We start from the raw sequence: 20,720 nt of genomic DNA on the forward strand, positions 1-20,720 counted from the left end.
ATCCGCGCGGCGCGCGGATTCCACAAGTCAGGCGGCGGGGCGTAAGGGAGAATCCCCGTACACCGAGCCCCTGGTATGCAGTTATGTAAGCCCGGGCGCGACAGCACCCGCCTCCGGAAGGACCCCGGGCGGAAGCGGTGATGCCCTCTTCCCGCGGTACGATTATTCCTTGACGGAGCGGCCGGCTTCCCCTTCCGGCCTCTGCCCTTCGGAGAATTCGGTCCCGGGGGGCAGTTCGCTTCGGATCCACCCGATGGAAGAAGCGTCGCCTTCCGCCTGCTCGGCCGAAGGGGCAGGAACGGACGGCTGCCTCTTGTCCACAGGCCGGGTAATATAGCGCAGCAGCAGCACCAAATAAGCGGCACATCCCAGCAGCAGTACCATCGTCACCGGATAATGCTTAGCCGCATGCAAGAGGCGGTCCGCCAGCACAGGATAATCGGAGCCCGGCGGCGTGAAGATCGTATACTCTTTCCAATCCTTCACACGGACCAGGCCTCCCCCCTGCCATAGGGCCAGAATCATATTCACCATGAGCGCAGCGCCTACGGCGGCCAGCTGAAACATATGGAATATCTCGCGCATGGATTCCCTTCCCTTCGTCACCATTGGGCCGGAGACGGCCCGCTTCCTGCTATACCAGACGACAAAGAGGCCTGCACGGTTGCACGGATCTGGGCAGTTGCACCTGGCCTCCACCGTTGCACGGATCTATGAAGTTGCATTGGGCCTGCCCCGTTGCATCGTCACTTCACAGGATGCACCTGGCCTCCGGGCCGCTGCGCTTCCCAGCCGCGCTCATCCCCGCTTCGCTCTCTGCAGCAGGCCCTGAAGAGGACCACCCGCATCACTCCTCTGCAAGACTCTTCCCTGTTTCGAGCCATGTCTTCATGCCGGACAGCACTACCGGCAATCCGTTCTCCAGGACCTTGGCGGTGCCCGGAGCCTCTTCAAAATCCTCGTGCACGACCGTTACCAGGGTCACACCGTGAAGCTCGGCATGCGGTTCGAGCTCCCACGTCATGCGCGAAGGGGCGTCGCCTTCCGTATTCGGTACTGAGAGGAAGCGCCAGCTCATCACCAGCTTGCGTGGCGGATCTATGGCGAGAACGGTTCCCTCCGCTTTCTTCTCCTCCCCGTTCCAGAGCTCGAAGGGAGAATTGATTTCCCACGTGGACCTGATGGCGCAGTGGAACCAGAACTTCGACGTCTGGGCCGGGTCCGTGAGTGCTTTCCACACTTGTTCGGGCCTTGCTTTGATGGCAATCCGGTTTACATGCTTAGGGCTGGTTCTCATCGTCGTTTCACACTCCAATTCGCTTCTAATGGATAGTAATTGGGCCGCCCAAGGTTCGGCGTATTTGCTCACCCAGCGGTCGTACATTTGGCGCAGGGGCACGGCGTTCAAGTAATGCAGCTTTTCCCGGCCTGCTTTTCGCGTGGTAATCAGCCCGGCGTGCTCCAGTATATTGAGGTGCTTCATGACGCCGAACCGGGACATGTCGAGCGGGGTGCAGAGGTCGTTCAGCGTCCGTCCGTCGGATGCGTGAAGCAGGTCCAAGAGCGTGCGGCGGCTGGGATCCGCGAGCGCCTTGAAGATTTCATTATCCAATCGGAACCCCTCCTTCAGACAAGCTGAATCCAAGCTGCAAATTTATGTTGGCTGCCCCCTATTGACATGTTACCTTAAGGTAACTTATGATAAAGGCATCATCAACAGTGACTATATAGTCACATGTTATCACAAACCGGGATGTTTGTCAGCCGGCGGCATTCATTCAGTCATTCAATCGTTCAATCGTTCAATCGTTCAAATGAAAGGTGATGTTATCCATGAAATTGACATTAATCGCAGGCAGTAACCGCTCGGGGGCGGCAAGCACGCGCCTTCTCCGGCATATCGAAGCCCTTTTGCAAACCGATCCGCAGGTAACGGTGTCGTTCGTTGATTTGCTGGAGCTGCCGCTGCCGTTATTCTCGCCTGACAGTCCGGAGGTTCATCCGAACGTTCTGCGTGTAACGGAGGCCATAGCAGCCGCGGACGGCTTGATCCTTGCGACGCCGGAATATCACGGCTCCATATCCGGGACGCTCAAGAATGCCTTGGATTATATCAACGGGGGGCAGATGGCGGGCAAGGCGGTGCTCTCCTTGAGCTCCGCGGGCGGGCCGCTTGGCGTAAGCTCGCTTTCGCATCTGCAAAGCATCGTACGCAATCTGCACGGCGTGAACTGCCCGGAGTGGATCTCCATCGGTTATGGAACGAACACGTTCAGCCCGGAAGGCGCTCCCCTGGATGAGGGGATGAGAGACAGAATTCAAGCTGCGGTCGGGCAGTTCGCGGAGCTGGTGAGGATGCTTACGGCTCCAGGCCGCGGCGCTCTGCCGACCGGATAAGATGCCTCTTTTTTTGGCTTATAGGTTACCTAATAGTAACGTGTTATGGCGTTAAACAACCAATCGAAGGGGATGGGGAGTCATGAATGCAATAGAACAGAAGAATGCGGATGTGGTGGCCGCTTTTATCGGGGATCGTTCCAATCAGAGCCTGCTTGACCGGACGGACCAGTTTTTTGCCGGGCAGCTCGCGGAGGCCTTCGTTGACAGGCACTATACGGTGGCGGAGCTTCTGACGCAGGGAGAGAAAGTCATCGCAAGAATTTTCATGAGCGGTACGCATGTTGGCCCCTTCGCCGGCTTGGCCCCGACGGGAAAGACCGTGCAGGCGACGCAGTTCCGTGAATTCCGCTTGGCAGACGGAATGATCGCTGAGCACCGCGGCTGGTTCGACACCGCCACACTTCTGCCTCAGATTCAATCCCAGTAAGCAAACAGCCAAACAAGGAGAGGGTTAAAGATGAAGACAGTGGAACAGAGCAATATAGAGACGGTAACCGCGTTCATCGAGGCATTTTGGAATGAGAGCGAGCTGGATAGTACAGACCGGTTTCTCACTGAGGATTATCAAGAGCTTTCTTATCAATCCAAAGAAGGCCTGAAACAATTTGCCGCGAACATATGGAACGCCTTCCCTGATAAACGCTACACGATAGAAGAGATCATCGGTCAAGGAGAGAAGGTGCTCGTAAGAATGACGGTCAAAGGTACGCATCAGGGGATGTTCTTCGGCACCGCGCCTACGGGCCATGCCATCGATGTCACGCTGTACCGTCAATATCGCGTCATCGGCGGCAGGATCGCCGAACATCGCGGATGGATCGACATGGTGACGATGTGGCACCAAATCCGGGGAAAGTAAGTTTCCATCCCTGCTCCGGCAGCGGCCTGTACAGGATAGACTTCGGTAAGGAGCGGCTGTTCCCAAGTCGCTCTGCCGGCATACAAACAAGCCAAAGGGCATCCCTTTGGCTTGTTGTTCGCTGCGCTGTCGTCACGCCTCTGTGGGTCCCGCCTCCGACATGGCCGCAAGCGCCAAGCTAGAAGTTCCTATCCCGCGCCGGCTTAGCGCTTCGTATGAAGCGGCTTCAGCTTCGCCTCTATCGAAGCACGCTGCGGCTCGAGGAACGGTGGCAGCGCTAGGGATTCGCCCAGCGTCTCGAACGGCTCGTCGGTATCGAAGCCCGGTCCGTCCGTGGCCAGCTCGAAGAGGATGCCGCCGGGCTCGCGGAAATACAGGGAGCGGAAGTAATACCGCTCGACGAAGCCCGAATTCGGCAGCCCCGCCCGGTTCAGAATATCGATCCATGCCATAAGCTCCTCCTTGTCATCGACACGGAAAGCCACGTGGTGCACGCCGCCGTAGCCCTGTCTGGCTGCGGGGAGGTCGCTGCGGGGCTCGACCTGTACTTCCGCCCCGGATCCGCCATCTCCCGCCTGCAGGATGATGAGGTCCTCCTGCCCTTCGGCAAGCGCTGGGACCCGCGCTATCTCCTTAAAGCCGAGCAGACGAAGCGCCGCCAGCGTGCCCTCGGGACGCCGGACCGTCAGCTTGACGGGCCCGAGGCCCGTGATGCCGTATTCGGCCGGTACGGGGCTGCGGTCCCAAGGCTTGCCGCCGGCTACGCCGCTGTTCCGCTCATCCGAGACGAGAGACAGCGGCTGGCCTTCCGGATCTTCGAAGAAGATCACTTCGCGGCCCGCATGCCCGGTGATGCCGGAGTGCTTCACGCCCCTCTCGTCGAAGCGCTTCATCCAGTAGGCCAGCGCGGCATCGGAAGGTACGCGCAGCGAGGTCCCGGAGATGCTGTTTATGCCAGGCACACCGCGGGGGATGCCGGGGAAGTCGAAGAAGGTGAGCTCCGTGCCCGGGTTGCCCCGCTCATCCCCATAGAACAGATGATAGGTCGATGTATCGTCCTGGTTTACGGTTTTCTTGATGAGGCGCATCCCGAGAACGTCGGTATAGAACGAATAGTTACCCGGTGCGTTCCCGGTCATGGCGGACAAGTGATGAATGCCTTTGATGTTCATAAGAGGGGTCCTTTCCTGGTTGCAGTATGGGAGAAGGTTCAGCGGCCGCACGCTCCATTCAACGAACACGGCGCGCCCATCCTTCCGGCTCTTCGTATCTTTACCATCCCAGTGTATCTCTAAACTTCTTAAATGTAAATAACTTATTTATTAGAAGTTACTTAATTCGAACTTTAGATCTACATCGAAAAACTTAACTCACAGGGATATGCCCCCCTCCTCCTTTGGATGGCCGCACCAGCCTGTTTTTGGTTCCCCGAGTCATAGATCGAAGCTGCCGGGCATATCTTATCAGAACAGAATGTTCACTCGTCCGCAGACGGCTGTATATACCGCTTTCGGATTGGAGAATATTTACAAAGGTTTTACACCGGGTTCATACCGGCTTAACCCGCAGGCCTTATCATAACTAAACATAGGAGGTGAATTCGTGTATGTACTATGAAGAAGACCGGGTGCCTTACGACGCGCCCGACGAGGATATGTACGACAAAGCGGAGAACTTCGAGAAGTCGGCGGCTTCCGCTGACAACAACGAATAAAGAAAAAAGCACTTGTCCGGGGACAGTGCTTTTTTTCTTTGTGCGGCTGCACTCAGAACCGGGCCAAAACCCGCTTCAGCGCCCGCATCCGCTCCGGGTCGATCTCCTGCGCCGGGTCTGCGCCATACCGGACCCAAGAACCAAAGTGGACCTCCTCCACGCCTGTCTCCCGGAGAAAAGCCTCCAGCCCCTCCAGCCGCAGCCCGCTGCCGGCGAGAATCGAGACCCCTGTCCCCCGGCATCTCTGCGCCAGCGTACGGATGCGCTCCTGCGCATCGAATGCGCTGGGCCTGCCGCCGGAAGTCAGCACCCGCCGGATGCCCGGATAGATCAGCAGCGTCTCCAGCGCGGCCGGCTGGTCTTCGATCTCGTCGAAGGCCCGGTGGAAGGTGACGGACAAGTCCCCCGCCGCATCCAGCAGCCTCTCCAGCGCGGCCTCGTCCACCATGCCCGACTCCGTCAACGCCCCGATGACAATGCCCCGGGCTCCCGACGTACGGATACTGCGGATATCCCGCACCATGCCCTGCAGCTCGTCCGCTTCGTAACGGAACGAGCGGCTGTGCGGCCGCACCATGACATGCACCGGGATGTCCACGGCCGCTGCCGTCTCCCGCACATGCTCCAAGTCCGGCGTCAGCCCTCCCTGCCCGTAATCGGCAATAAATTCAATCCGGTCCGCCCCGTACCGGGCGGCGGTCACCGCTTCCTCCCTAGTCTCAGCGATCACTTCGAGCAGCATCGCTACTGCACCTGCCTTTCGTTGATGTTGCAGATCAGCTTTCCCGGTATATTGCTCTGCCGGAGCCTCGCGAATCGGCGGGGATGGGAGCTTACATCCGGAAGCTTGGACCTGGAACTGCTTGGAAGAGTCCATCCGCAGAGCACCTTATTCGGTCAGCTTCGACCGGAACCCCTCGAGCAGCACCTCCAGCGCAAACCCAAACTCTTGATCTCCGTCCATTGCCGTCGTCCGGGCGGCCAGCCGGATCATATGCGGATACTGCTCCGGAGGGAGCGACTGAAACTGCTGCGCGTAGCGCCTGCTCATCTCTTCCGCATCTTCCGTATGCTCCCGTGCCGCACGGTCTTGTAACCGGATCTCTTCCTCCGCATAGCTCAGCACATGATTCTTGAGCATCGCGGCCAGCCACGGGATGTGAGCGTCCGCGAATCCCGCATCCGCCAGGACGCGGTACAAATATTCGATATGCGACAGACGGTTCGGACTGGCCGCGATCGTCGCCCCCATGATGGGGACTGAGCTCCGGTACTGATGAAGCGTGCGGCGGAAGTTCAGCGCCCACTGCTTGAGCTGCTCCTGCCAGGGCAGCCCCTGATCCGGGAACGGCACTTCCAGGCTGATCCGCTCCGCCAACAGATGCAGCAGCTCTTCCTTGTCCTTCACATGGTAATAGAGCGAAGCCGCTTTGACGCCGAGGCTGTCCGCAATCCCTCGCATGGTGATCTGCTCGAGGCTCATCTCCTGCAGCATCTCCAGAACGGCAGTCACGATCCGCTCCCTGCCAAGAGGCTGATGCAGCGTACCGGACGGCCCATCGGACTCTCCTGTATGTATACGTCTTCTTGCCATAGGCTCCTCCTTTTTCACTTGACAATTATAGCACAACCGTATATTCTAACAATGTTAAAATAATTTCTAACAACGTTAGATTGTGATGATGCCATGATATCATATTGAAGGAGGAAGGAACATGAGCAAAGGATTCGTAACGGACATCCTTCGTGTGGCGGAGCCTGTCCTGTCTGCCTCGTGGAAGACTTTGGTCCAAGAGAAGAACGGGGAATATGCGCGGATGTACGAGGAATACGGAGAGAGGGCCTACGGGGTGTGGGCCCAGGAGCTGATGGCCCCGGTTGCCGACCGGCTGCGCCAAGAAGGCTATGCCGTCAAAGGAGGGTTCAACCGCACGGACTCCGTGGAGAATTGGGGGCCTCCCGAGGAGCGGGAGCGTTGCATCTGGTATACCGTCAAACGGGAGGACGGCGAGGCAGTCGGCTCGCTGGTGCTGCAGCTGTATCATTCGCACATCCAGTTCCATCTGCCGCGCCCGCCTCAGCTCCTGGCGATCGAGGCAACCCGCAGAGAAGATATTCTCGCGTCCCTCGCCATTGCCTCCACCCGTGTCCCGTGGAACCGTCCCGCCCAGCGGACCCCCGCACCGGAAGGCCGCCCTGCAGCAGGCCTCACCTGGGAATATGCGACGGATGTGGCTCTCGCGGATACCCTCGTGCCGGGTGATGACGGACAGCTGCAGAGCTGGGCCATGGACGAAGCCTTATCGCACTGGGGCAGGCACGGCTGGGAGCTCGTTACGGTGACGCAGCGGGATGGCCGGATGATCGGCTTGTTCAAGCGCCCCTGCCCGCCCGAAGGCAGGCCTATCTAACCCGCCGGGGATTACAGATGGCGTGCCAGCCACCGGCATGCCTCCTCCCTCATCGTACGGGTAACGGCGTGCGGCACGCCGTCATACACCGACAGCTTCATCTTCTCCGGGCAATCCGCGTACCGTCTGGTCAGCTCGCGGTATACGGGCAGCGTGTAGGATTTGGGCTGGTCGGTATCTTGGTCCCCTGCCAGGATGAGCAGCGGCTTGGGAGCGAAGCCCGCCAACCGGGGGGCAGGATCTATGCTTCGAAGGAAGGCGGTCACTTCTTCCGTATAAGGAGCCGCAGCCTGCATGGCCTCCCTCCAGCGGTCGTACGTGGAAGTCTCGAGCGCCAGATCCTCCCACCGCCTCACGAAGGCCGGCAGTCCGATGACCGGCACGGCTGCCCGCACGCGTTCTTCGGCCGCCGCGAGCAGGAAGGCGGCATACCCGCCCATGGAGTCGCCTATGACGCCGGCCCTATCTGCCCGCACGCGGGGATCGCCGCGATACGCCTCCAGCAGACGATCGAAGTCTGCGGGGGCCGCTGCGACGATCTCCAGCATATGCACCCACACGTCCAGCCCCGTCTCGGCCGGATAGACGTTCTTCGGACTCTCCGGCTCCTCGCCGGCCCCCGCCCTCTCCCCATGCCCTCTGGCATCGAAGGCCAGGAAGAATAGACCCTCCTCGGCCACCATCGCCCCGAGGGAGATACCGTCTTCTTTGCGCCCTCCGTAGCCGTGAAAATAAACGACGAGCGGGGCTCCGACCACGCCTTCCGGGTATATCTCTAGGACGGGGATGTTCCCCGCCCGCCTGACGGCCGATCCGATCTTTCTCATGCTCCACGGACACCTCCAGATTCGTTACAAGCTCATGCCCTTATTACCTTGACACAGGAGCCCGCCAGGCGCTATGGAAAGATTGGTTATCATCTAATCTTCCTGCCGGATGACCGTAACGAGCTAATGCGAGTTCTACTTTCTGTTATCAAAAAATCAAAAAAGGACACCTCTGGGGTGTCCTTTGCTTCGCCGGGTGGAATCCAAGCATGCCTTCCATCCGTTGATGCTGCTTTGTGCTATGCCTGCAGGGGGCTGCCCTGGAATGCCTTGACCGCAAGCGGTGCGCTGAGGAAGCCTTTGGCTTCGGCAATGAAGCTTTGAAAATGAGCCGAGCCGTTATGCTGCGCGACGGCTTCCCCGTCACGCCATACTTCCACCATCGTGTAGGCGTGCTCCCGGCCGGTGTGCTTCAGTAGCTCGTACGAAAGATTGCCTTCTTCCGCCTGCGATGCCGCAAGCAAGGATTGAATTTGCTGCAGGAATGCCTCTTCCTTGGCAGGCTGTACTTCCATGTGGGCGTGAATGATAATCATGATCGTTCCTCCTAAGATTAGATTCGTGCGTATTTGAATCAGTAGCTCAGCTTATTTCCACTGGGCGACCCGGTCCACCGGAAGACGCACGGTCCGGTAGCCTTCGCCTGCGGCACGGCCGATCGAGATCAGCATCACGGGGACATAACGCTCTTTGTCCAGACCGAAAGTCTCGGCGATAAGATCCTTCTCATATCCGCCGATCGCGTTGGTATCGTAGCCATGGGCTTTGGCAGCCAGCATCAGCTGCATGGAGACCAGCCCGCCGTCGATCAGGACGGTTTCCCTCATCACCTGCGGCGATACGCTGGAGAAGTACCCGGTGAGCGCCGTCATGTTCTTTTCTTTGACATCGGCAGGCATATAGCCGAGCTCGACAGCCTTGCTGTAGATTTCTTCCCCGTTCTCGAAGTTCTCCATGTCGCCGAACACGGCGATCACCGCGGCGGAAGTTTCTACCTGCACCTGATTGAACTTGGCAAGCGGGGCCAAGGCCGCTTTCCCTTCCGGGCTCTCAATGACGACAAAGCGCCACGGCTGCATATTGGTAGAAGAAGGAGCGAGCGTCGCTTCCTCCAGAATCTCGGTCATTTCTTCCCGGCTGATTTTGACAGACGGATCATATTTGCGGATGGAACGGCGTCCGGAGATGATAGCTTGGAAGTCATTGGTTTTTGCAGCGGTGTTCATTTTGTACACTCCCTAAGTTGTAAGTTTTGATTGTGAAATGGATTTGGCTTGGTTACATGATTTCATTGTTGTTACGTGATTTCATTGTTGTTACATGATTCTGATTCCGTTACTGGATCCCGTCCGTCCGGGTCAGCATGCGGTCCAGCATGTCCGCGAGGAGCCGGCGTTCTTCTTCGCTGAAGTCCTGAAGCATCCGCGCGACGAACCGGGCCTTCTCCTCCTTATAAGCGATAATCTCCCCCCGGCCCTGCTCCGTGAGACGTACCAAGGTAATCCGGTTATCGGCCGGGTTCGTGCGGCGGGTTACCACGCCGTCCGCTTCGAGCTGCTTCAAGTGCCGGGTAACTGCGGCATGATCGATGCCGACTTCTTTCTGAAGCGCCGTCTGGCTGATCTCCTCTGCATGGTAGAGCATCTGCAGCAGGCGAAACCTCGAGGGACTGACCCCCGTGCAGCGTTCAAAATTCGTAGCGATTTGTTTGTTCAAGGCGACGAGCCGGTCAAAAATGGATGCTTCCTCCGCTTGCGGCATGCTGTGCCTCCCCCCGGATAGAGAACGGGAAATTAAATTGCCTGTAATTGTTTGACCAATCAATGATTGATCTATCAAGTAATATAAAATACACGCTTCCTTTTGTCAAGTGACTTACAGAAAGATAAGGCAATGGCAAATCATTCCCGGGGCAACGGATGCCATCATGTCTGCCTGGAATCATAGTTTCTCTCCTGTTGACATCCTGCCTCCACTCCCTTTATTATTTTCACTTATCTGTATCTCTTCAGGAAAGTGGGCATCGAACGTTGAACGTATGGTTAATCGTGTATTATCTCTTCATCTTTGCAGGGACGGTCGGGTTCGTATCGAGCGGGAATGAACGCCACCTTCTCTGGTTCCTCCCCCTCATCTTCTTGTCAGCCATCCCTTTGGCCTTGTGGGATTCATTGAAGTACAACCGCTTGTTCCTCGCCGGCCGGGTGGATGAGGCCTTCGCCGAGTTGGAAGCCAGAGAACGCAAGAACAGCGGCAAACCGAAGGCCAGGAACACCCTGCTGCTCTCCAAGGCGGCTTTATTCGCCAACACCGGGGACTATGAGAAATCGGACGAAACGCTCGGTGGGATCCACGGCCAGCTGGACCCTAATGGGGAAGGGATGCGGCTCGGGCTGAAGGCTTATAATGCGCTGATGGCCGGGGGAGAGCTGACCGCAGCCCGCGAGGAGCTCGTGGCAGCGATGAAGCTGATCGACCTGCCCGCGAATCATCTGATTCTGGCGAACATCGAAGAAGGCCTGGGCCGCGGGGCAGCGGCGGCGGATGCCGTCCGTACGTACGAGGACAGCAAGCGGAGCCGGCGGCTCATCCCCGGCTGGACGATGCTACTCGTGAACAGCAAGCTCGAAGCCTCCTTCTCCCATTATCTGCTCGGCCGCTATTATGTGTCTTCCGGCGAGGAGGCCCTGGCCGCCCAGCACCTGAGGCTCTGCATACAGTCCAATCCGCCGGGGGTGTATGGGGAGCTGTCCGCCCGGCTGCTGACCCGCCTCACCGAGAAGCGGGATACCTGACACAGGCGGACAAGCTCACCCCCACTCCGATAGGAACACTCAAGGAGCGTACTACCGGAGAGTGCGCCGGGTTAAGCTCATCCATTCAACTCCATTCAGCTCCATTCGGCTCCATTCGGCTCCATTCAGCTCCATTCAGCTCCATTCGGCTCCATTCGGCTCCATTCAGCTCCATTCAGCTCCATTCAGCTCCATTCGGCTCCATTCGGCTCCATTCGGCTCCATTCGGCTCCATTCGGCTCCATTCGGCTCCATTCGGCTCCATTCAGTACAAAAAGAACAAGGACTGCCCCCGGGCAGTCCTTGTTCCGTGTATGGACGGATTTCACGCCCGCCGGTAGAACAACGTGGAATTAATTACGATCCTCTCTACGGGCGGCGTCCGGTCCAGCAGCCTCCACCCCGCTGCCTCCCATGCTTCCTCGTCGACCGACTCGTACATGAGCCTGCGCATGCCCTCCGCTGTCCGCACCGCCACCAGCGCCTGCGGCTGCGTGCGCCTGATCTGCTCCAACACGCTGCTTTTGCCGGTCACGAGGCTCGCTACGAAGACGGTGCCGTAGGGGGCATAGTCGAACGCCGCCCCCGGGTGGTTCACCACCTGCACGCCAGCGCCGAGTCCGAGCCGGCCGATCAGCTCTCCGGAGACCTCGCAGGCAGCGGGATCGATATCTACGCACGTGACGGGCAGCCCCTCCTTCAGGTGCAAGAGCACCGGACTCATCGGAAGCGGTCCGCTGCCGACGAAGGCGATCGGCCGGCGCTTATGCTCCTGCCCGGCAAGCGACCGCCACTTCTCCAGCTCGCGCCCCACCAGCGTGTCATAGATGGGCCAGACGGCGAGTTCCCGCAGCTCCAGGAGGTTCAGCGCGGGACGGCCGACGAGGGAGCGGGCCTCGCAGCGCTCGCTCTCCCCTTCCGCATCCGACAGCCTGGACAGCAGCTCCGGAAGCAGCCGCAGAATCTCCGGGTCGTTCATCACGCCGTACACTTCCTCCGGCGAATAGACTTCCCGCACCCGGCGGCGCAGCTCCTCTACCGCTCCTTGAATGCAGGGATCCGGCAGGGAGCGGGCCGAGGCGGCGATTAGCCTGCTCCAGGTGTGTTTGACCAGCTCAATCAAGTCCGGGATTCTTGGGGTCCCGGCATATCGTCTCTGCCTCTCTACGGAGCCAGCTTCCAGCGTATCGTGTTCCAAGGCGGACAACCTCCGATCCATGGCGGCTATAGGCGTATACCAATATATTCGCCTTGTCCCTTTTTTAGACGCCCGGACTTCCTGAAGCTATGAAGGGTGAAGGTTGATAATCCCGCTACAGGAGATACAGCAGAAGCGCGACCGCCCCGAACAAGAGCACGGGGACAGCAGCGAGGAGCCACCGGATCCGCAGCGGTGTATGCGCCGCCCTCCAGTCGATCCACCGGTCGTAGCCGAAGTATATGACCGCCGCCGTCCCTCCGAGAATGCTGAACAAAGAGGAGTCTACCACGAAGCCGAAGAGAAACCCAGTGAGCACATGGAGCATCCCTGACAGCAGCCAGGCTCCGGGACCGCGCCTTCCCCACGCCCGGAAGGCCCCCTCCAAGAGGGCCGAGAGGCCCACGCCATACACGAAGCTTCCGGGCACCGCGTACGCCGCGACCAAGCCCACCCAGCCCATGTAATTCTCGAGGTCCCGGCCGCCCCCCATCCCGCCCATGAACGGAAAGGAAAACAGGAAGATCAGCGTCCATGCCGTGAAATAGGCGGCCATGAGTTTGCGGATAAACAATAGTGCAGCCCCTTCCCTGCCCGATGCCGTATTTCCTCATCCAAAAACAGGAAACCGGATGGATTTTCGCACCGGGCGGCTTGCTTATCATGATTTAACGTCCGTGCCAGGGTAAAAGTTGCGGCGAGCCGCAGCCCCGGGAAATAGAAAATACCCGTTCCGGGAGAGAACGGGCGAAGCGGTACGCTATTCTTGGCGGTCAGCGCGGCCCCCGGTGTCCGGGCCACCAGTTCAACCCGCCGAGCAGCTTCATCAGGGCCGGGACCAGCATCAGCCGGATGACGGTAGCATCGATGAAGATCGCGGCGGCGATCCCGACCCCGAGCTGGCGGACGCCGGCCACATCGCCGAAGGCGAACGGCGCCGTGACGGCGATCAGGATGGCGGCCGCCGCCGTGATGACCCGGGAGGTGGAAGCCAGGCCCTCTCTCACTGCCCGCTCGTTGTCTCCCGTCTCCCGGTAGGTCTCCGCGATTCTCGACAGCAGGAAGACGCCATAGTCCATGCTGATGCCGAAGACCAGCCCGAAGATGAAGACCGGGATCATGACCGCAATGGGAGACAGTTCGCCGGAGAAGCCCCCTTCCCCGAAGATCCATACCAGAATGCCGAAGGAAGCCGCGAGGCTGAGCAGGTTCATCCCCACGGCCTTCAAGGGCAGGAGCAGGGAGCGGAACGCCAGGAACAGCACGAGCACATTCGCCGTCAGGATGAAGAGCGCTGCGGGCGGGAGCCCCCGGCGGATCGCATCGAACACTTCCTGCCGGTATTTGGCTTCGCCTCCCACGAGGAACGGCAGTTTCGCCGAGGCCCCTTCCGCTTCCCATCGGCGCAGCAGTGGAGCAGCGGCCGGATCGTCCGCCTGCATCTTGAGGGTCGCCGCCACCAGCATCCGGTTCCCGGCGATATAGGAGCCGAGAGCTTTCTCCGCCGCCGGCGGAAGACCGCTCCGCTGAAGCAGGTCATACAGGGCGGCGGGGGGCATCTTCATCCGGGAGAATGCCGAGCTGACCGACGCGATATGGGGATCGTTCTCCAGCCGCTCTACCAACGCATACGCTTCCAGCCAGTCGCTTCGGCTCAGCCCGCCCCCCTTCCCCTCCAAGACCCAATAGACGGGCGTCAGCGACGTCCCGAACTGCTGGCGGAGCGCTGCCTCTGCCAGCCTCGATTCGTAGGAACGCGGCAGCGAGGAAGCACCCGGCACATCCCAGGACATGTCCCGCAAGGGCAGCACCGCCGGTAAGAGCACGGCAGCGGCGAGCAGCGCTACCCGGAGAGGTCTGCGCATGACATAGCGCGGCCAGCGCTCCCACAGAGAAGCCCGCGTCCGGCGGGGCCTAGGCGTCCCGATCACGCCCCGCAGCAAGAACAAGAGGGCGGGGAGCAGCGTCAGGGTCAGGAGGACGGACACCGCCAGTACGATCAGAGCCGCCAGGGCGATGGAGCGGAACATGGGCAGCGGGATGAACAGGAGCCCGGCCAGTCCCGGGCCGATACAGGCGCCCGAGAAGACGACGGCCCGCCCGGCCGTCCGGAGCGCCACGGCCAGAGCCTCTTCCGCTGTATGCCGGGCGAGTTCTTCGCGGAAGCGGCTGACGAGCATCAGGGCGAAGTCAATGCTGAGCGCCAGCCCCGTCATCGTCATGACGTTCGGCACGAAGGAGGATAAGCCGAGGCGGCCGCCCGTCAAGGACAAGATGCCCGCGCTGCCCGTCACCGCGGCCGCGCCGATCAGGACCGGCAGGAGCGCCGGGATGCTGCCGCCGAACGCCAGCCTCAGGATCAGGAAGGCCGCAGGCAGGCCGATCAGTTCCGCCAGGAAGAGATCCCGGCGGCTGGCGGCATTCACATCGGCCTGGACCACGGATTTGCCCGTGATCCTCACCGAGAGGCCTTCCCTTGCCGGAAGCCGTTCCCGCAGTTCCCGGAGCACCGGTTCCATCCGGTAGGGGGCCTGTCCGAACGCCAGCACCGCATAGGCGGCATCCGCGGTCATCATGCCTTCTCCCTCCCAAGGAGGTATGCGGCGTTCCAGTCCCTGCAGCCCGTCCAGCCGCGAGAGCGCAAGACGGATGAAGCTGTGCAGCTCCCCGGGAGACACCTGCGGCTCCTTCTCGAAGACGAGCAGTATAGGATCCGCCGGAATCCCGAACTCGGAGCCGATCAGGCTCTGCACCCGGATATAAGCGTCGTCCGCGACCAGACCGTGATCCTGAAGCACCGAAGGAAGATGATCGGCAAGCGGGCCGAAGCCGGTCAGGAAGATGAGCCAGAGCAGGATGAAGCAGCGGGGATACCGGCACGACAGCCGGGCAAGCCGGGTAGATCCCATGGTTGGCCGTTCTCCTCCTTCCGCTGAAGCGGTCTCCCCGCCCACCGTATGCGGCCTGCTTCACTACATGTCTTGCCGCTCCGTTTCTTTGAGCCGCGTTGCTCTGAGCAGCAGCGCCGGCAGAAGTGGCGCCAAGCGGGCGACCGCCATCAGCGGGCCTGCCAGCGCCGGTCGGGCGAATAAGCCCTGCAGCAGGTGCCCCCACCGCAGCGGGCCGGCGAAGTCCCGGAGAAGCCTGCGTTCATACTGCACCCTCCACTGCCCCGCCGACAGGGAGCCGCGCAGGAACCCGTCGGCGAAGCCGGAGCACAGGAGCGCGGAACGGAGGGCCATCGACATGCCGTCCCCGCACAAGGGCGGGATCGTCACGCACGCGTCCCCTACAAGGGCGCAGCCGTCCCATGCCTTGGGCCTGCGGCCCAGGCGGGGAATAACCGCCGCCTCCGTCCCCGGAACGGCGGCTCCCGCTGCGAGCTTCTCCCGCAGCTGCGGGTGCCCCGCTGCGGCCGCGAGAAGCAGCTCCCCGGCGCTGAGACCCGCTGCGGCGAAGGCTGTCTTGTCCAGCAGGGCGGCGACATTCGCTGCGCCGTTCTCGACGGGGGCGATGCCGATATAGCCGCCCGGGACGACATACAGCTCCACGGCAGAGTCTGCGGCAACGTTCGTGAGGTGCGACTTGACGCCGATAAAATCCGATACGGGAGCCCGTCCGCCCGACAGCTTGGAGCCGCCACCGCCCCAGGCACCGATGACCGTCCGGGCACGGAGGACCAGCCTGCCCGCCGCCCCTTTGACTTCAATCCGGTACCCGTCCCCCTCCGCCTGCATGGAGGTTACGGGGGCGCCCGTGAGCACCGTGCCCCCCGCCCTGCGCAGCTCTGCGTGAAGGGCGGGATCCAGCGCATACCGGGAGATGCCGAGCGCCTTCCCCGGAAGCGGGAGCGTAAGCGGCCCCCCTTCCCCCCAGAAGAGCCTCGCCCGGTCCAATTCTACCGGTCCGAGCGAGGCTGCGGCTTCGCCGAATCCCAGCGCCTGCAGCATGCTGCGGGACTCCGGCGAGAGGAATTCCCCGCAGACCTTGTGGCGGGGGAACCGCCGGGCATCCAGCAGCAGGACGTCCCACCCTTGGCGGGCCAGCGCCATGGCCGCGGCGGAGCCGCCGATCCCGGCGCCGATGACCGCCGCATCCCATACCCGGTTCATCGCTTCACTCCCCCTCTTCGGGGAAGCAGGATAAAGGCTTGCCGATGACCACCGCGTAGCGGAACAGAGGCATCCAGCGGCAGTGAAATGCCGGTAAGGCGAGCTCCGCCCGCAGATACTCCCAATCCTCCGCCCGGAACCCTTTGGTGACCGAGAGCGGACCGTCGTGCCGGATATACCGGTTGCGGGAGAGGAGGCGCGAAGCTGCCCATACCGCAGCCCAAGGAATCCAGTGGCGGTGAATGTCATTAATGACAACCCCGTACCTCGCTCCATGCAGCATCCCGCGAACCACCTCCGGAAGCTCCTTCCGGTCAAAATGATGCAGGAACTGCGAGCCGGTCACGATATCCGCACACCCTTCGCCAAGAGACAGCACGTCGCAGCGCCGCACCTCCACCCGGGGTTCGTCCCGGTACAAGACCGAGGCCTCGGCACAGGCTTCCTCCGTCACGTCCGCCAGTATGATCCGCAGCTCGGTGCCGGCCGTCTCCGCCCACCGGAGCAGCTTCAGATTGACATCCCCCGAGCCGGCTCCGGCATCCAGCACGGTCAGCTTCTCCGGCCGGCCGGCCGCTTCCCACAGCTGCCGGACCCCATACAGCACCGGCGCGGCAGCCCGGAATACCCGGTTCAGCCTGCGCAGGTGCCGGAGGGCTTCCCGCAGCTCAGCTCCGCCTCCCGTGAAGTCGTCCATGAGCTCCGGCCGGACCTGCCGTTCCTTCAGCGCATCATACATAGGCGTCCTCCCCCTCTGCAGCAGCCGGGACTTCGGCCGGCACATACGTCAGCCGGACAAGCTCGGCCGTTAGGCCCGGGCCGAACGCGAGCGCTGCGCCTGCTGCAAGACCTCTGCCTTGACCGTGCAGGTTCAATCGGATGTCTTCGAGCACGAACAAGATCGTAGCGGACGATAGATTGCCATAGTCCCGGAGAATGCCCCGGCTGTGCGAGGTTTGTTCATCCGTAAGTCCGAAGAGGCGCTCGAGCGCATCGACGATCCCTCTTCCTCCGGGATGGATCGCCCAGAAGCCCGGAGACGCGGCCCCATCCATGAAATGCTCCACCGCTTCCGGCAGATGCCTGGCGAGGAGCGCGGGAATGTGCGTGGAGAGATACAGATCGAACCCATAATCCCCCACCTGCCAGGTCATCGCCTCGGCCGAATCCGGGAACAGCACGCTCTGGTCACCGTCGAGCCGGAAGAGACCTCTCCCCGCCGGTTCCCGTCCCGGGCGGCCGATGACGCAGGCAGATGCCCCGTCCCCGAAGAAGGATGCCGCGAACAAGTCCTCCCGGTCCAAGGAAGGCTGGATATGCAGCGTGCATAATTCCACGCAGACGACCAGCACTCTTACGGACGGGTCGGCTGCCGAGAGCTGCCGCGAGAGGCTCACCGCCTTGAGTCCGGCCGCACAGCCCAGGAATTGAAGCGGGATCCGGTTCGTGCGGGCGGACAGACCGAGCTCGCGGACGATCTGGGCATCGAGCCCGGGCAGGTACTGCCCTGTACAGCTCACCGTAAGCAAGTGCGTGATCCGGGCTGCTTCCGTACCGCTGTCCGCCAGCGCCTTGCGCGCCGCACGCACGGCGAGCGGCAGCGCTTCGCGCCGGTAGATCTCCATCCGCTCGCGGGTAGTCGGGACTTTGGAACCGTCCATCATGGACAAATAAGGGTTGCCGCCATCGTGGGGAAGCAGCCGCGGCTCACACGTGTAACGGGTCTCCACGCCGCACTGCCTGAAGATGCGCCTTGCCCAGCGGAACACCTCCGGACGATCCTGCAGCGCCTCCGATAATGACTGCAGCACTACGGACTGGTCGAGACGGCCCGCCGGCAGGGCGGTGCCAATCCCCAGGATGGCCGCTGCCTCATCTTCGCGAACCTGATGCGTCACCTGACTCCCTCCTCCGCCAAGCTATTTTCAATGATACTTATTCCGCGCGGAGCATGGATATGCTAGGTCGTCTACTCTCCGCGCCATCGCAAGTAGGTCAAAGTGTGGGCTGAGACGAAACAAGAGGCACCTGATAAGGGGCCTCTTGTTGTAGCGACTTCCGCACGGCGATCTGCCCCCCTGCCTGCATGTTGTGCTATGTTTACTTTGATAGTTTTATATTCCCGTTCTATTAATTGATCAAATCCTGCCTGAATTTAAAAGAAGCTAACCACTAAGATCGCTGCCGTTAAAGGGTAGTTTTTTGCAACATATATCAATCTATCAAAGAATGAAGGATAGTCTGCATCATGTATATATGAAAACCCAGCGCACGCAGATGTCCTCCTAAATAGATATATAGGAATGATTCGAAACGTTACTCTTCCGCTGACGCATAAACAGAAATGGCCGTCCTACTGGGTTTCAGGGCCCGGACGGTCATTCCATTGCTTATTAAACACCACGTGCAGAAGGCTTGTTGCTGCTTAGTACATGCCGGCGCTGTCTTAGTAACCTGTTATGTATTACTTCCTTTAGCGTAATGACTTATATGACTCCGCACAGTCTGCCCCACACGGCGGTTCATTCGTTTATAATAACCTCGGGTTTGTTGGCCGCCTTCCCCCAGTAAGTGCCAATGGCGTCATAATTGCCGCCTGAGAAGACCACGCTGTAATCACCACTCATCATACCTTGAGGGAACTTGTCCCAACTAAACCACGTAGCAGAGCTATTTCCCGGAACAGTTGTTGCCCAATAAGATGTACCGGATGATCTATGTGATACGTTTATATTGAAACTTGTGGGACCTGTGTTTTGCACATGCAGCTTAACATGACCGAAATCTGGATTAATCGTAAACATGTGGGTAGACGTCGATTGACCGCTAAAGGATATGCCCCACTCTTTATCTACTTTAACTTCTTTCAACCCATTACCTTCCACCTCACGGTGTGCTGTTACTCCGTGATCTGGAGTCGCGGTAGTGGCAGTAAAAATGGCAGCCGCCGCAAGGATAGCTACGACTATAAAGATGACCGTTACTTTATTGGGTTTTAACATCCGGAATGTCTCTCCCGCGATCCACTGATTTTTCGAATCATTCATGCATCTCCAATCCTAATAAAGGTTCCGCCGTGCTCCGAGTCGATGACCATTATCGTCATCATAGCAACCTTTGAGAATTTTCTCACGTTTACCTCCGCCATTATTTTGTAAATATACCATTTAAATAAACGATAGTATCTGAGAAAATGTTACATTGTAACTTCTCTTTTCCATTTAATCGGAACGGTTTGAGGAGACCAAATGATACGAACCATGAGGACTTGCCATTTTCTCTACATGACCATAAAGTTAGTTATACCTCTTCAACGGAAAGAGCGCGTACATACAGCGAAAGGAGGCTCTGTTTCTTTCGGTATCTGATCAGTAAAAACAGCAGCGGCGATGCCGGCTGTGAGGGCAAACGAGCATAGACCTGCATCTCGTTCCGGTCCTTGTCTCAGGCATCGCCAAGACCGGTATCATCCAAGTAAAGGAGCCCGACGTCACTATGGATTTGAAGAAAATCAACTCATTGACCAAATATCCAAGTATTCTTACTTATCACCAACTGGGTGAACGGGGAAGGCTAACCCCCTCCTTATCGGGGGCGACTGGTTTCTCAATAGCCGAAGATGTATACGTGTACGAGAAAGTCGACGGTGAGAACGCCCGGATTATTCTGCTCCAGAATAAGCACGGTGACATCGATTATCTGATCGGATCAAGGGAAGAGCTGCTATATGCCAAGGGAGACCGGATCGGGAATCCGTACGGGCATATCGCGGATTTTCTGAAACCACTGGCCGAGAGGGTCATGAACGAACTGTCTTCGGACGGGAATTGGGCCTTAACCGTAATCTATCAGGAATCCTACGGCGGCAAAACGAAAGCGGCCAAACAGTATACCGGCACGAATACGCAGGGCAGCCGGGTGTTTGACGTCTTCTCTTTGGATGCGGACACGCTGGACCGCCTGCTCGGGCAGCCGCAGGAAAAACTGGCGGAATGGCGCGAGCATGGACATCAGCCCTTCTACGCTGAGGATGCCAGAGTGGAATTCTTGGACAAGCTGAAGCTTCCCTCCGCCCCCTTGTTGACGAAACGGGCAGGCTCCGACTTTCCCGTCACACTCGAGGACACGTTCTCCTTCCTGAACGGGTTCCAGCGCACTCAAGTGGGCCTGGATGCGGCGGGCAGGTCCGAAGGCATCATCGTAAGAACCTCCGACCGCAGGCAGATCCGCAAAATCCGATTCGAGGATTATGAGCGCACCTTCCAAAAGTAAGGCTGCTCTCGATCGAGTAGGAGGGGGCGCCTAGCCCCCGTCCTCTCACACCACCGTACATGCGGGTCCGCATACGGCGGTTTCAAAAGGTTAACGAAGTTCCAGATATCGAGAAAGCAAACTCTTCAGCCC

General features: G+C 59.7%; 22 protein-coding genes. 6 read left to right on the top strand and 16 right to left on the bottom strand.

The genetic code is table 11. The features are described 5' to 3' along the window. Positions 1-162: 162 nt before the first annotated feature. Both O9H32_RS13370 and O9H32_RS13375 read right to left on the bottom strand, forming a co-directional pair. Entirely contained in the window at positions 163-585 is a 423-nt protein-coding gene (locus O9H32_RS13370; protein ID WP_269866591.1) for a DUF4306 domain-containing protein, read from the bottom strand. Positions 586-847: 262 nt separating this feature from the next. Then, a complete protein-coding gene (locus tag O9H32_RS13375) occupies positions 848-1,612 on the bottom strand; it encodes an ArsR/SmtB family transcription factor (RefSeq protein ID WP_269866592.1) in 765 nt (254 codons plus the stop codon). Between the two features lie 221 nt (positions 1,613-1,833). On the opposite strand from O9H32_RS13375, the gene O9H32_RS13380 reads away from it, so the two are divergent. From O9H32_RS13380 to O9H32_RS13390, 3 genes are all read left to right on the top strand, one after another. Further along, positions 1,834-2,397 (top strand): NADPH-dependent FMN reductase, encoded by a 564-nt coding sequence (locus O9H32_RS13380; protein ID WP_269866593.1) that lies wholly within the window; start codon positions 1,834-1,836, stop codon positions 2,395-2,397. Positions 2,398-2,479: 82 nt separating this feature from the next. Then, complete coding sequence (locus O9H32_RS13385) at positions 2,480-2,827, top strand: ester cyclase (protein WP_269866594.1); 348 nt, start codon at positions 2,480-2,482, stop codon at positions 2,825-2,827. 30 nt (positions 2,828-2,857) lie between these two features. Next, positions 2,858-3,259 carry an ester cyclase gene (locus O9H32_RS13390; protein WP_269866595.1) on the top strand — a complete coding sequence of 134 codons (402 nt, stop codon included), beginning with the start codon at positions 2,858-2,860 and terminating at the stop codon, positions 3,257-3,259. Between the two features lie 203 nt (positions 3,260-3,462). Here O9H32_RS13390 and O9H32_RS13395 read toward each other — a convergent pair whose 3' ends face one another. The 3 genes from O9H32_RS13395 to O9H32_RS13405 all read right to left on the bottom strand — a co-directional run bounded on the left by O9H32_RS13395 (position 3,463) and on the right by O9H32_RS13405 (position 6,567). Beyond that, positions 3,463-4,431, bottom strand: a complete 969-nt coding sequence (locus O9H32_RS13395; RefSeq protein WP_269866596.1) for a ring-cleaving dioxygenase — start codon at positions 4,429-4,431, stop codon at positions 3,463-3,465. 594 nt (positions 4,432-5,025) lie between these two features. Beyond that, complete coding sequence (locus O9H32_RS13400) at positions 5,026-5,715, bottom strand: copper homeostasis protein CutC (RefSeq protein ID WP_269866597.1); 690 nt, start codon at positions 5,713-5,715, stop codon at positions 5,026-5,028. Between the two features lie 147 nt (positions 5,716-5,862). Continuing rightward, on the bottom strand, positions 5,863-6,567 hold the full coding sequence (locus tag O9H32_RS13405) for a TetR/AcrR family transcriptional regulator C-terminal domain-containing protein (RefSeq protein ID WP_269866598.1): 705 nt from the start codon (positions 6,565-6,567) through the stop codon (positions 5,863-5,865). 121 nt (positions 6,568-6,688) lie between these two features. Here O9H32_RS13405 and O9H32_RS13410 point away from each other — a divergent pair, with 121 nt between their 5' ends. Continuing rightward, entirely contained in the window at positions 6,689-7,384 is a 696-nt protein-coding gene (locus O9H32_RS13410) for a DUF6022 family protein (protein WP_269866599.1), read from the top strand. Positions 7,385-7,395: 11 nt separating this feature from the next. On the opposite strand, the gene O9H32_RS13415 is transcribed toward O9H32_RS13410, so the two are convergent. The 4 genes from O9H32_RS13415 to O9H32_RS13430 all read right to left on the bottom strand — a co-directional run bounded on the left by O9H32_RS13415 (position 7,396) and on the right by O9H32_RS13430 (position 9,972). Then, positions 7,396-8,211, bottom strand: coding sequence for an alpha/beta hydrolase family protein (locus O9H32_RS13415; protein ID WP_269866600.1), 816 nt, complete (start codon positions 8,209-8,211; stop codon positions 7,396-7,398). A gap of 239 nt (positions 8,212-8,450) precedes the next feature. Further along, on the bottom strand, positions 8,451-8,747 hold the full coding sequence (locus O9H32_RS13420) for a putative quinol monooxygenase (RefSeq protein ID WP_269866601.1): 297 nt from the start codon (positions 8,745-8,747) through the stop codon (positions 8,451-8,453). A 51-nt stretch (positions 8,748-8,798) separates the two neighbouring features. Next, positions 8,799-9,437 (bottom strand): nitroreductase family protein, encoded by a 639-nt coding sequence (locus tag O9H32_RS13425; RefSeq protein WP_269866602.1) that lies wholly within the window; start codon positions 9,435-9,437, stop codon positions 8,799-8,801. A gap of 109 nt (positions 9,438-9,546) precedes the next feature. After that, positions 9,547-9,972, bottom strand: a complete 426-nt coding sequence (locus tag O9H32_RS13430; protein WP_269866603.1) for a MarR family winged helix-turn-helix transcriptional regulator — start codon at positions 9,970-9,972, stop codon at positions 9,547-9,549. A gap of 269 nt (positions 9,973-10,241) precedes the next feature. Here O9H32_RS13430 and O9H32_RS13435 point away from each other — a divergent pair, with 269 nt between their 5' ends. Continuing rightward, a complete protein-coding gene (locus O9H32_RS13435; protein ID WP_269866604.1) occupies positions 10,242-11,006 on the top strand; it encodes a hypothetical protein in 765 nt (254 codons plus the stop codon). A gap of 325 nt (positions 11,007-11,331) precedes the next feature. Here O9H32_RS13435 and O9H32_RS13440 read toward each other — a convergent pair whose 3' ends face one another. From O9H32_RS13440 to O9H32_RS13470, 7 genes are all read right to left on the bottom strand, one after another. Next, positions 11,332-12,204: a nicotianamine synthase family protein gene (locus tag O9H32_RS13440; RefSeq protein WP_269866605.1), complete on the bottom strand. Its 873-nt coding sequence runs from the start codon at positions 12,202-12,204 to the stop codon at positions 11,332-11,334. Between the two features lie 115 nt (positions 12,205-12,319). Beyond that, positions 12,320-12,778 (bottom strand): hypothetical protein, encoded by a 459-nt coding sequence (locus tag O9H32_RS13445; protein WP_269866606.1) that lies wholly within the window; start codon positions 12,776-12,778, stop codon positions 12,320-12,322. Positions 12,779-12,977: 199 nt separating this feature from the next. Further along, positions 12,978-15,113, bottom strand: coding sequence for an MMPL family transporter (locus O9H32_RS13450; protein ID WP_269866607.1), 2,136 nt, complete (start codon positions 15,111-15,113; stop codon positions 12,978-12,980). A 63-nt stretch (positions 15,114-15,176) separates the two neighbouring features. Next, complete coding sequence (locus tag O9H32_RS13455) at positions 15,177-16,316, bottom strand: NAD(P)/FAD-dependent oxidoreductase (RefSeq protein WP_269866608.1); 1,140 nt, start codon at positions 16,314-16,316, stop codon at positions 15,177-15,179. A 4-nt stretch (positions 16,317-16,320) separates the two neighbouring features. Then, complete coding sequence (locus O9H32_RS13460; protein ID WP_269866609.1) at positions 16,321-17,055, bottom strand: methyltransferase domain-containing protein; 735 nt, start codon at positions 17,053-17,055, stop codon at positions 16,321-16,323. Then, the gene (locus O9H32_RS13465; RefSeq protein ID WP_269866610.1) at positions 17,048-18,214 is read right to left on the bottom strand and encodes a type III polyketide synthase; all 1,167 of its coding nucleotides are present in this window, start codon (positions 18,212-18,214) and stop codon (positions 17,048-17,050) included. The genes O9H32_RS13460 and O9H32_RS13465 overlap by 8 nt, the downstream gene beginning before the upstream one ends. Positions 18,215-18,838: 624 nt before the next feature. Continuing rightward, positions 18,839-19,363 (bottom strand): hypothetical protein, encoded by a 525-nt coding sequence (locus tag O9H32_RS13470; protein ID WP_269866611.1) that lies wholly within the window; start codon positions 19,361-19,363, stop codon positions 18,839-18,841. A gap of 580 nt (positions 19,364-19,943) precedes the next feature. Between O9H32_RS13470 and O9H32_RS13475 the strand changes: the two genes are divergently transcribed. Next, positions 19,944-20,588 carry an RNA ligase family protein gene (locus O9H32_RS13475; RefSeq protein WP_269866612.1) on the top strand — a complete coding sequence of 215 codons (645 nt, stop codon included), beginning with the start codon at positions 19,944-19,946 and terminating at the stop codon, positions 20,586-20,588. The last annotated feature ends 132 nt before the right edge of the window (positions 20,589-20,720 follow it).

Origin of the sequence: Paenibacillus caseinilyticus (assembly GCF_027533645.1) — a bacterium.
Lineage (GTDB): Bacteria > Bacillota > Bacilli > Paenibacillales > NBRC-103111 > Paenibacillus_G > Paenibacillus_G caseinilyticus.

Bases quoted from the DNA above. Each gene is read 5' to 3' on its own strand.
- O9H32_RS13370 (WP_269866591.1), bottom strand. From the start codon at position 585: ATGCGCGAGATATTCCATATGTTTCAGCTGGCCGCCGTAGGCGCTGCG.
- O9H32_RS13380 (WP_269866593.1), top strand. From the start codon at position 1,834: ATGAAATTGACATTAATCGCAGGCAGTAACCGCTCGGGGGCGGCAAGC.
- O9H32_RS13385 (WP_269866594.1), top strand. From the start codon at position 2,480: ATGAATGCAATAGAACAGAAGAATGCGGATGTGGTGGCCGCTTTTATC.
- O9H32_RS13390 (WP_269866595.1), top strand. From the start codon at position 2,858: ATGAAGACAGTGGAACAGAGCAATATAGAGACGGTAACCGCGTTCATC.
- O9H32_RS13395 (WP_269866596.1), bottom strand. From the start codon at position 4,431: ATGAACATCAAAGGCATTCATCACTTGTCCGCCATGACCGGGAACGCA.
- O9H32_RS13400 (WP_269866597.1), bottom strand. From the start codon at position 5,715: ATGCTGCTCGAAGTGATCGCTGAGACTAGGGAGGAAGCGGTGACCGCC.
- O9H32_RS13405 (WP_269866598.1), bottom strand. From the start codon at position 6,567: ATGGCAAGAAGACGTATACATACAGGAGAGTCCGATGGGCCGTCCGGT.
- O9H32_RS13410 (WP_269866599.1), top strand. From the start codon at position 6,689: ATGAGCAAAGGATTCGTAACGGACATCCTTCGTGTGGCGGAGCCTGTC.
- O9H32_RS13415 (WP_269866600.1), bottom strand. From the start codon at position 8,211: ATGAGAAAGATCGGATCGGCCGTCAGGCGGGCGGGGAACATCCCCGTC.
- O9H32_RS13420 (WP_269866601.1), bottom strand. From the start codon at position 8,747: ATGATTATCATTCACGCCCACATGGAAGTACAGCCTGCCAAGGAAGAG.
- O9H32_RS13425 (WP_269866602.1), bottom strand. From the start codon at position 9,437: ATGAACACCGCTGCAAAAACCAATGACTTCCAAGCTATCATCTCCGGA.
- O9H32_RS13430 (WP_269866603.1), bottom strand. From the start codon at position 9,972: ATGCCGCAAGCGGAGGAAGCATCCATTTTTGACCGGCTCGTCGCCTTG.
- O9H32_RS13450 (WP_269866607.1), bottom strand. From the start codon at position 15,113: ATGGGATCTACCCGGCTTGCCCGGCTGTCGTGCCGGTATCCCCGCTGC.
- O9H32_RS13455 (WP_269866608.1), bottom strand. From the start codon at position 16,316: ATGAACCGGGTATGGGATGCGGCGGTCATCGGCGCCGGGATCGGCGGC.
- O9H32_RS13460 (WP_269866609.1), bottom strand. From the start codon at position 17,055: ATGTATGATGCGCTGAAGGAACGGCAGGTCCGGCCGGAGCTCATGGAC.
- O9H32_RS13470 (WP_269866611.1), bottom strand. From the start codon at position 19,363: ATGAATGATTCGAAAAATCAGTGGATCGCGGGAGAGACATTCCGGATG.